We start from the raw sequence: 10801 nt of genomic DNA on the forward strand, positions 1-10801 counted from the left end.
TCCGTTTAACACCGCTGTTGATCTCCATGAACAACAGCTAGGAGTGCCTAGTATCAAATAATGTTCTTTTTCTGCGCAGTTGCGAAAAGTTACTCGCTATTTATAAACAGATTCAAAGATGGCATATCCCTCTAATCACTCACTTATATGCAGTTACTTTCATAGGATAAAAAGAATTTCACAAACGCTTATGAGAGTGATTTGTATGAAGGAGGGATATGTTTTAATGCGGCTAGCAGGGAAGTATCCGTTACAGTTATTGGCAGCTTTCTTTGTTTTCCTTTCGTGTGTTGTTCTATTCTTTTGTTTCCTTGAGGTGGATATAAGAGACCGTCATACAAAGTCTGATAATATCAATATCCAGATTACAAATAACATTCAGAACAATATTAGTGGAGAGTCTTCGGCTACTATCCAAACAACGGTAACGAATCATATTGAGAAAGATGGGGAAAGTTCTATTGACAATAATTTGATTAATACAATAGATGGCAGTGGGGATGCAGATATTAACAATACTGTGGAGAATGATTTGGCTGGGAATGGAAAAGGGTTAGTTGAAAATACTTTAGAAAATAACTTGAATGGCAGCGGACAATATAATCTCAGTAATAACCTGGCTAATAATGTCGGATCCGATGTGAATGCAAACGTGCAGAACAATGTAACGAGTAGTGCAGATGGCAACTCAAGTGACGAAGATAATGGCAATGGCAACGGAAATGGCGAAGAGGACCAAGGTGACATCGTTTGGGGAATTGACTCAGCAAGTCTTACTACAGAAGATTTTTATGGCTGTGTGCGTGATAACTTTGGTGATCCAGTAGTATTTGGTCGTTACCTAGGTGACAAGGAGGGCGTTTCCTTTGGCCTTACCGAAGACCAAGTAGCATTGATTCATGGAGAACAAGATTATATTCTTCCCATCTATAATATGTTCAATGATGCTACAGGTTTTGATAATGGCGTTACTCAAGCAGAAAATGCGATTCAACTTGCACAAGAGATAGGCATTCCTGAAGGGGTCGCCCTATTTGCAGACATCGAGCCCAATTACCCGGTAGATAGCGAGTTCATCCGTGGCTGGTATGAGACAATCACCTCAGCAGGCTATGAATCTGGAATATACGGGATATTCGACCCGGAAAGAGCCCTCTTTGACGCCTATATTCAAGCAAACGAAAATAACTCGGAATTAGGCGAGAATAACATAATCTGGACTGCTTCTCCAAACATAGGCATTACAACTGAAGCAGAAGCACCAGACTTTAATCCAGAGGCACCGGAAGATACTCTAGCATGGGGCTGGCAGTATGGATTAGATGCTGAGACGTGTAATATCGATACTAATCTATTTTCCAGTGAGATACTGGAATTTCTATGGGCTCCTGATAGCGAACAATAAAAATTAAAGTTTCATAGAAAAGGCAACTGTAGACAAACTCGAAATATTTCGAAGATGTCTACAGTTTTTTGCGTACCTGCCTTAAAAAGCCCGTTGATTTCCGTTTCAGGCACTTCGCTTTGTCCCAGCTCAGCCGAGGCGGCTCGAGCACCGCCCCATAGAACGCGTAGCTTTTTGCGGAAAACAACCACGGCGTTTAACACATTCGTCTTTAAAAAACCCATAAAGAAATCATGATTACATCTTTAAACTATTTCAAATTATTTGATAAATCACTGTAATAATTGTAAAATAAGGAAAGTACTAAATATTATTTTAGGGGGAATTGGATGAAGAAGAAAAATGGTTTTTTACTCCTATCCATGCTTTTAGTGTTATCATTGTTTGTCGCTGCATGTGGAAATGATGAAGCGTCAACAGGAGATGATCCTGAATATTTAAGCATGCTAACTGGTGGTACGAGTGGTACATATTATCCACTAGGTGGGGCAATGGCAAAGATTATTACTGATGAAACAGGAGTTCAAACAGACGCAGTGTCTTCCAACGCTTCTGCTGATAATGTTATTGCATTAAAAGAGGGCAATGCTGAACTTGCATTTGTTCAAACAGACGTAGTGGCAAATGCCATCGAAGGTGTTAACGCATTTGAAGGAGAGCCTGTTGACAACGTAATGGCTATTGGATCGCTGTATCCGGAAACGATCCAAATTGTCACTACCGCTAATTCTGGTATTAGTAGTGTAGAAGACTTAAGAGGAAAAACCGTTTCTGTAGGTGCCCCTGGTTCTGGTACTTACATTAATGCAGAACAAATCCTAGAAGTCCATGGAATGACAATGGATGACATTGATGTACAAAACTTGGATTTCGGTGAATCTACTGGCGGAATTCAAGATGGTAATATTGATGCAGCCTTCATCACTGCTGGAACACCTACTGGTGCGGTAGAAGGATTAGCTGCTACTACAGAAATATCAATTGTACCAATTGCACAAGATAAAGTGGATGAGTTGATCGCAAGCTACCCTTACTATGCAGCAGAAGTTATTCCTGCAGGGACATATAATCTGGAGGAAGAAGTGAGTACGGTTGCAGTACTTGCCATGTTAGCTGTTACGGCTGATCTTTCCGAGGATCTAGTATACAACATTACAAAAGCAATCTATGAAAATACCGATAAAATTGGTCATGCTAAAAATGAGTTTATCACGCTCGAAACAGCAACCGATGGGATCGGAATTGACTTCCATCCTGGAGCAGAGAAATACTTTAAAGAAGAAGGATTAATGGACTAAGCAAAGCTATAAACTTTAGAACGACCGACTGTCAATCCTATAATTATAGGAAATTGCTGTCGGTCCTTCTTTTTTCAACCAGGACAGACAGAACTTATTTTTAGGTGGGTTACAATGAAATATGTTCTTAGAAGACTCAGAAATATAATTATGGCTGCTTTTATTGTTATTTGTGTGTTGTTGCTATTATTTGTTCCTTTCCGAACTGCATTAGTATTTTATGTAGAGAACACCTCCCAAATCAAGGCCTTTCTTCCGATTGACGAAGGTGACCATTTCCAAATCATATTCAAGCATTCCATTCATTTGAAAGATGTTGTAGAAAAGTACAAGGTCTCAGAAAAAGGAGAGATTGTACAATATGAAATCATTTATGAAGAATTCGGTATTGGAATGCCTTCTAACGCAGAAGAAGGATCTGAGTTTGTCTATGAAGATGGAAAATATCATATTAAAAATTTAAACAACGTCTTTCCTTCTATGAATATTCGTAACGGTAAAACCGTTTCAGAAAACCGCCTTCTTTGGGGAGAGCGTGGGGAAAAAATGGTTTGGTTTAATGAGGTCTTCACTCCAGGAGCTTGGTATAAAGTAAAAGTCGAAAAACTATCACTATGGCATTATTGGAAAGGGTTGAAAATTCATGAGCGACTCGAAGGATAAAAAGGAACTGACTGCAGAAGAACAAGAAAAGCTTTTAAAAAAGTATGATGCCGACTCCAATACCCGAGAAGTAACAGGGTATATGGCTAAAGTGGTCTTCTTTCTATTAATTGCTTTTTCTTTATTTCAGCTATATACAGGGATATTTGGACAATACACTGCCTATATTCAACGAACGGTTCACTTAGGCTTTGCTTTAACACTTATTTTTCTATTATTTCCAGCGAAAAAAGGAACCACCAAAACAAAAGTGGATTGGTATGACTACATCCTTGTGTTACTAACCATTATTGTCTGCGGATATTGGCCTGTATTTTATGAAACAATGGTGCAACAAATCGGCAGTATCACGACAGGTCAGGTGATTATCGGTGGGTTAGCCATTTTGCTCGTTATCGAGGGAACCAGACGGGCAATTGGCCTTCCGATAACCATTATTGCGGTCGTTTTCATGATCTACGCCTTGTTTGGACCGTATATGCCAGGAATGTTGGGGCATCGAGGTCTTAGTATAAATCAATTTGTCCAGTCTATGTTCTTTACAACGGAAGGAATCCTTGGTACACCTTTACAGGTTTCTTCGACCTACATTTTCCTATTCCTATTATTTGGAGCATTCCTCGTCCAGACAGGTGTGGGAAATTATTTTAATGACTTGGCGATTTCCTTTGCAGGCAGAAGAATTGGTGGGCCAGCGAAGGTTGCGATCTTTTCTAGCGCATTACAAGGAACCATCTCGGGTAGCTCTGTCGCAAACACCGTTACAACTGGTTCCTATACCATTCCTTTAATGAAAAGACTAGGTTATCATCGGAATTTCGCTGGTGCAGTTGAAGCAGCTTCTTCCACTGGAGGGCAGATTATGCCTCCTATCATGGGTGCTGCTGCTTTCCTTATGATCGAATTTGCAGGGGTAAAGTATTGGGATATCGCGAAGGCGGCTACCATACCAGCCATCCTTTATTTCTCCGGGATATGGATTATGACTCATTTGGAAGCAAAGAAACAAGGGTTGCTCGGCTTGCCAAAAGAGGAAATTCCTCCTAAGAAGGAAGTATTAAAGAAAATCCATTTATTGCTTCCGATATTAGTAATAGTAGTATTGTTATTCCAAGGTTTTAGTATTGAAAGAACGGCTCTTCTTGGTATTTTGAGTACGATTATCGTTAGTTTATTTAGGAAGGATACTCGAATTACGCCAAGTAAGTTTATTTTGGCTTTAACTTCAGGTGCTCGTACTGCACTAGGGGTTGCAGCAGCAACAGCCTGCGCAGGGATTATCGTTGGGGTTGTGACCAAAACTGGGCTAGGTCTTAAACTTGGAAATGGACTGGTAGATATTGCAGGTTCAATCGCTCCCACTCCGACCTTTCAATTGTTGCTCACACTATTCTTTACTATGATTACTTCTATCATATTAGGGATGGGGTCGCCTACAACCGCTAACTATATTATTACTTCGACAATTGCGCTTCCAGCAATTATTGCCTTAAATACACAATTGGATGTAGCCATTCCTATACTTGCTGCGCATATGTTTGTTTTTTACTTTGGTATCATTGCAGATATAACGCCGCCAGTTGCATTAGCAGCCTTTGCTGCAACAGGAATATCCAAAGGGGATCCACTCAAAACAGGAATAAATGCGTCTAAACTAGCAATAGCCGCTTTTATTATCCCTTATATGTTTGTCTTCCAGCCTCAGTTACTAATGATTGATACAACAATCCCTGAGGTCTCATGGATTTTGGTCACTTCTATTGTAGGTATGATTTCAATCGGTGCTGGTTTAATAGGCTTCTGGTATCGCAAGCTTTATCGAATTGAAAGAATTATTACCGTCCTTACCGGCTTGTTGTTAATTTATCCAGAGTCTTTTACTGATATTATTGGACTTAGCGTTTTTGCCGTCATGCTTGCATTACAAAAATTTCATAAAAAAGATAAAGGCAATTTCTCAAAAGGAATTGGAGCTTCTACCTAATAGTGCGCAGAATAAAAGCAGGTGCCTACAGTTGATAGTGTAGGCACCTGCTTTCTTATTTACGCTTTTGACTTTTTAGTTTATTCATTTCCAGCTCGGCAGCATACTCTTCTTTAGATTTTCCCTGCTTCTGGCTTTCGGACTCAATTTTTCTAAATTTGTTATCATTTCGGTTTGGCATGCTGACACCTCCAATATGTGGTAGAATTCCTTTCCCACATTTTATTTTATTCGTTATCGTCTATAACCCCATCTTCAGCGTTATTGTCTATTTCTCCATCTTCTTCGTCCAAAGGCTCTTCCATATTTTCTTCCTCTTCATCAAGTTCTTCTTCTGCTTCTTCAAGAGGATCATTTTCCGTGTTCATCATATTGTTGTCCTCAGGAGGGGGATTCCCGTTATCAGCTGCACATCCAGTTATAAGGAGTATCGCTAAGAAAGAACCCACTAATTTTAGTAGTACACTTTTCATTTTTTTATCTCCTTTTTTTTGTGATTAATTTCGTATGTAGTATGTCCATTTTTTAAAAAAACTTGTAGTTTTTATCACTTTTTTTGTTAATGGAAAATAGTAAGTTCGTAATAAAGGTATTTCCTCTTATAGTACGAAAATATACTTAGATAGAATGGGGGAATAGTTAATGAAAAAACGAAAGGTCATCACACTACTATTTGGAATAGTACTTTTTTTACTTTTGGTTGTAACCGCTTTTAATACTGTTACTTTAAAATCTAAACAACCGTTACCTACTCCTAAGAATTACGCTATTAATAAGGAAAAAGCACTTGCTCACTTATCCGAAGCTATCTCATACAAAACAATCTCCTATCAAGATCGAGAAAGAATGGACTTGGAGGAGTTTGATCGCTTTATCACTTTTTTAGAGAACAGTTATCCAACTGTTCATGAAAAACTGGAATTGGAAAAAATAAATGAATATGCACTTTTGTATAAATGGAAAGGCAAAGTTTCTGCTATAAATCCCATTGGATTGACTGGTCATTATGATGTCGTCCCAGTTTTAGAGGGTACAGAAGCGAATTGGGAGCAAGGTCCTTTCAGTGGAGCCGTTGTAGAAGATAAAATATGGGGCCGCGGGTCACTTGATGACAAAATTGGCGTAATCGGAATATTGGAAGCCATTGAGTATTTAGCAACAGAGGGATTTCAACCTAATAGAGATATGTACTTTATGTTTGGCTTTGACGAAGAAATCGGTGGAGAGCATGGAGCTATGGCTATTGCTGGCACTTTAAAGGATAGAGGGATACAGTTTGATTTTGTGCTAGATGAAGGTGGTGCCATTATTGAAAACATGGTTCCAGGAGTAGAGCAGCCTGTTGGAGTTGTAGGAATATCGGAAAAAGGCTCTGCCACCGCTGAACTTACAATTGAAGGAAGTGGCGGGCACTCATCTCAACCGATGGACCGCACCAATATCGGTAGAATTTCAAGCGCAATCGCCAAGCTAGAAGAAACTCAATTTAAAGCAAACCTTCAAGGCCCAGGTGAGGACCTATTTGAATACGCCGCACCTGAAATGAATTTCGGTATGAAGTACGTTTTTGCAAACAAATTTCTTTTCAAACCAGTTATAGAACATATTTTGCTTCAAGAGCCAGCCTCTGCTGCGTTAATCCGAACCACCATTGCACCGACGATTTTTCAGGCGGGAGAGCAATATAACGCTCTACCGGAACAGGCTTCCGCTTTCATTAACCTTCGACTTATGCCAGGCGATTCTTTGGAAGACGTCAAAGCATATATTGAAAGTACTATTGAAGATGATGCGATTCAGGTGTCTGTAACGGGAAGTGAAGCAACAAGTGTATCTTCCATTGACGGCTGGGAATTCGAAGCCATTCAACAAGCAGCCAGAAATATCTATAACGATGCTATTATTGCACCCTACTTAATGGTTGCCGGCTCAGATGCCAAGCACTATGACCTTGTTTCTGAGAATACGTACCGTTTTCTTCCGGTTCAAATCACTTCAAGCGATCTTAATAGAATGCACGGGACAAATGAACATGTAAGTGTAAAAAATTACTTGAAGGCGATTATGTTTTATGCAGAAATTATAGAAGAAGTGAATAAGTAAAATTTTAAAAAAGGCCAGCCCCTGTAATGATTTATCTACAAGGGCGAGCCATAGATATTACTTAACTTTTGGGCGGATCAAGCTCTTGGTAGTCTAGTTGATATTTCCCGCCTTCCGCCACTTCCGAATGATAAAGAGCCTTTAATGCAAAGTTTTTTTCAAGTCCGTGCTCCTCCATCAGCTCTCTTAATCGTTGTTGCAGTTCATTATTTTCTTTAATTAACTGTTTCATTTGTGATTTCATGAATTTCATCAATGTTAACTCCTTTAAGATACAAGTTTTAATTTGTTACTTATATCTTCTCACAGATAATACAGATAGTAAAAAAAGGAGTTAATATCGTTGTAGATTTTCGAAAAGACTTCGTTTTCCACTGGGCGGTAGGCTGGACGTTGGAGTCTTCCCCTTTTGCTCCAACCTTCTGCTGAAGAGTCATTAATATTGAACAGATCTTAAGGTAAATCTTCATAATATTTTTGTTGATTAATAACAAAAGAAACCATGCAAATCTGCTATGGTTTCTTTTTGTGGGATACTTTTTAACTCAGCCTATTCTCTATTTTACGTAATATTTTACACAGTTAACAAAGCTTAGTTAAAACGGGCATCTGTTAAAATGCGATCCATTTCTTCCATATGGTGTGTTTCATCGGAAATCATGTCTTCAAGCTTGACTACAAGCTCCGTTTGACCTAATTCTTCAGCCTGTTTTTTTCGTGTTTCATAGCGGTCAATGGTTGCCTTCTCTGCGTTACGTACTTCTATAAGCATTTCCTTCACATCATTCGTCTGTTTAACCTCAGCTGGTGTCGTCGTTGGAGTCCCGCCAAGAGTTTTGATTTTTTCTGCTAAATAAAGGGCATGTTTCTGCTCATCCGCAATTTCCGACTCGAATAGAGGCTTCAGTGTTTGTCTGTATAGCCCTGATACCACGGCAGCATAATTCGTATACATAATGCTGGCAGCATATTCATTTGCCAAATCTTCATTTAGACCATCAATTAACTCTTTTGTTCTGTTATCCATTTAACTCACCCTATCCTTTAGTTATTTGTCTCTACTATCTTTATACCCGGATATTTTTTGGATAAACAAATAGAAATTCCATCGTATACATTTGGTGTCATTATATTCACATAGATTTCTTTCTACCTATTTTTAAGATTAGGCTGTGTTAAACGACGCTGTTGATTTCCGCAAAAGGCTATATGTTGCTTGGGGGCAGTGCTGGTCAGGCAAACCCCGCCATCAGTTTAATAATTTCACTAGAATGGGCCAAAATAGAATCGATGAAACTTATTAGAGGCGGGAATTGAGGTGAGCTGAGAAATGCGGATAAAATATAAAAATTTTTTAACTATTATGGGGCAGTGGACCTTCTTTGGAAGTTTAATTGGGATAATTGTTGGTTCTGCAACAAACTTGCTTTTAGAGACAAATGATTTTCTAGGAGATGACATACGAGCAAAAAGAGATTGGCTTATTTATCTCCTTCCCTTTGCAGGAATTATTATAGGATATATATATATGAAATACGGAAAGGTAGTATTGAATAACACTTTAAATGACACTGCAGAATTAAACAATCTAGTGATCGATTCCGTCCATGGAGAAAAAGAGGTTCCACGTAGAATGGGTCTTATTGTCTATCTTGGGACCTTTATCACAGTTCTTTTTGGTGGTTCAACGGGAAGAGAAGGTGCAGCTGTACAAATGGGAGGAAGTGTAGCTGCAGCGGTCAACAAACTTTTTAAGGTAAACCGCGTCGATAAGAAAATTTTAATGATAAGCGGCATAAGTGCTGGTTTTGGGGCCGCCTTTGGAGCCCCCATAACTGGGGCTGTATTTGGTATGGAAATGGCTGCTTTAGGAAAGCTGAAATTTGAAGCACTTGTTCCTTGTCTTGTGGCTAGCTTTGTTGGCCACTATATAACTTCGGAAGCTTGGGGACATAAACACGAAGAATTTATTATACAGTACATTCCTGAAATATCGATTGTGACGTTTTTAAAAGTTATTCTTATGTCTGTTGTTTTCAGTCTAATCAGTGTTTTATATTGTCAGTTAAGACATGGAATCCAAAAATACTCCGAGAAAATTTTCAAAAAAAATCATATGCAGAGAGCCTTTTGTGGAGGAATCATTATTGTAGTATTAACATTGACTGTTGGTTCCCAAGACTATAATGGACGGGGATTAGATATATTAGAACAATCTTTTCATGAAGAAGTCCCCCCGTTTGCCTTCTTAGCCAAGCTGGTATTTACAGCAGTAACTCTCGGAAGCGGATTTGTTGGAGGGGAGGCCCTCCCTCTATTTTTCATCGGGGCAACTTTAGGTAATACCTTACACACGTTCATGGGTTTACCTATGTCATTTCTTGCTGCATTGGGCCTAATCGCCACTTTTTGTGGAGGTGCAAATACTCCTATAGCAGCTTTCCTCCTGGCAATGGAAATGTTCGATGGAAAAGGATTAGAGTACTTTTTTGTTGCTTGTTTAGTCAGCTATCTATTCTCGGGACATCATGGACTCTGGCCTTCTCAAAAAATATATGAACCAAAAAGCAGATTATATAATATCCCTCGAGCAGAAACTATTGAAAATGCTGAAAAAAAGAAAAGGCTTTAGAAACCCTAATTGCTATAGACTGATGAATTATAACTACAAAGCAGCATTTAGATATTGTTTGAAAAGAGGCGATGTTGGTGGATTTACACTTTATATGGAAAGCTGTTGTTGTCGTCGTTGGAGGAGTCCTTATTTTACGATTAGCTGGAAGAAAATCAATTTCCCAGCTTACGGTTGCTCAAACTGTCATGATGATAGCTGTTGGGTCATTAATTATTCAGCCTGTTGGCGATAGGAACATTTGGATTACCATGGTGATTACATTTCTCATGGTAAGTACACTTATCCTTATTGAGTATATTGTTTTGAGATCGAATGCTATGGAGACTTTTATTTATGGAAAATCCCTTATAGTAATAGAAAACGGCCAAATTAATGAAAGCAATTTGAAAAAACTGCGGTTAACGGTTGATATGCTTGAAGTCAGGTTGAGACAACAAAGCATTCAGCATTTTTCTGATTTACAATGGGCAACAATCGAACCGAACGGGCAGTTAGGTTATATGTTAAAGTCTGATAAACAATACGCTACGAAAGAAGATATTCAGATGCTGAAAGCGCTGATTGAATCATATCGATCTAATCCTCCGAGTGAAATACTAAAACCGCAAGCGATTGTTTCAGATAATATTTTTACTGAAGTGAAAAATAGAAAACATAGGGAAGAACCTAAAGAAAATCTTGATTAGAGCATGTAGCGGATAACAGGCAACATG

11 protein-coding genes are annotated in these 10801 nt (G+C 38.8%); 7 read left to right on the plus strand and 4 right to left on the minus strand.

The genetic code is table 11. The features are described from left to right. Window positions 1-226: 226 nt before the first annotated feature. The 4 genes from K9B36_RS13265 (at window position 227) to K9B36_RS13280 (ending at window position 5350) form a co-directional block, all read left to right on the plus strand. Window positions 227-1405 (plus strand): glycoside hydrolase domain-containing protein, encoded by a 1179-nt coding sequence (locus K9B36_RS13265; protein ID WP_223702688.1) that lies wholly within the window; start codon window positions 227-229, stop codon window positions 1403-1405. Between the two features lie 329 nt (window positions 1406-1734). Then, window positions 1735-2703, plus strand: a complete 969-nt coding sequence (locus K9B36_RS13270; protein ID WP_223702690.1) for a TAXI family TRAP transporter solute-binding subunit — start codon at window positions 1735-1737, stop codon at window positions 2701-2703. A gap of 114 nt (window positions 2704-2817) precedes the next feature. Then, window positions 2818-3366: a DUF1850 domain-containing protein gene (locus K9B36_RS13275; RefSeq protein WP_223702692.1), complete on the plus strand. Its 549-nt coding sequence runs from the start codon at window positions 2818-2820 to the stop codon at window positions 3364-3366. Continuing rightward, window positions 3347-5350, plus strand: coding sequence for a TRAP transporter permease (locus K9B36_RS13280; protein ID WP_223702693.1), 2004 nt, complete (start codon window positions 3347-3349; stop codon window positions 5348-5350). The genes K9B36_RS13275 and K9B36_RS13280 overlap by 20 nt, the downstream gene beginning before the upstream one ends. A gap of 55 nt (window positions 5351-5405) precedes the next feature. Here K9B36_RS13280 and K9B36_RS16905 read toward each other — a convergent pair whose 3' ends face one another. Next, window positions 5406-5531, minus strand: coding sequence for a hypothetical protein (locus tag K9B36_RS16905; RefSeq protein ID WP_263399369.1), 126 nt, complete (start codon window positions 5529-5531; stop codon window positions 5406-5408). Window positions 5532-5577: 46 nt separating this feature from the next. Further along, window positions 5578-5823: a hypothetical protein gene (locus K9B36_RS13285; RefSeq protein WP_223702694.1), complete on the minus strand. Its 246-nt coding sequence runs from the start codon at window positions 5821-5823 to the stop codon at window positions 5578-5580. Window positions 5824-5992: 169 nt separating this feature from the next. Here K9B36_RS13285 and K9B36_RS13290 point away from each other — a divergent pair, with 169 nt between their 5' ends. Next, entirely contained in the window at window positions 5993-7453 is a 1461-nt protein-coding gene (locus K9B36_RS13290) for a M20 family peptidase (RefSeq protein ID WP_223702695.1), read from the plus strand. A 61-nt stretch (window positions 7454-7514) separates the two neighbouring features. Here K9B36_RS13290 and K9B36_RS13295 read toward each other — a convergent pair whose 3' ends face one another. Continuing rightward, a complete protein-coding gene (locus K9B36_RS13295; RefSeq protein WP_223702696.1) occupies window positions 7515-7706 on the minus strand; it encodes a hypothetical protein in 192 nt (63 codons plus the stop codon). A 339-nt stretch (window positions 7707-8045) separates the two neighbouring features. Then, entirely contained in the window at window positions 8046-8480 is a 435-nt protein-coding gene (locus K9B36_RS13300) for a ferritin-like domain-containing protein (protein ID WP_223702697.1), read from the minus strand. 303 nt (window positions 8481-8783) lie between these two features. Between K9B36_RS13300 and K9B36_RS13305 the strand changes: the two genes are divergently transcribed. After that, entirely contained in the window at window positions 8784-10085 is a 1302-nt protein-coding gene (locus K9B36_RS13305) for a voltage-gated chloride channel family protein (RefSeq protein ID WP_223702698.1), read from the plus strand. A gap of 77 nt (window positions 10086-10162) precedes the next feature. Next, on the plus strand, window positions 10163-10774 hold the full coding sequence (locus K9B36_RS13310; RefSeq protein ID WP_223702699.1) for a DUF421 domain-containing protein: 612 nt from the start codon (window positions 10163-10165) through the stop codon (window positions 10772-10774). The last annotated feature ends 27 nt before the right edge of the window (window positions 10775-10801 follow it).

The organism is Sutcliffiella deserti (assembly GCF_020037475.1).
Lineage (GTDB): Bacteria > Bacillota > Bacilli > Bacillales > Bacillaceae_I > Sutcliffiella_A > Sutcliffiella_A deserti.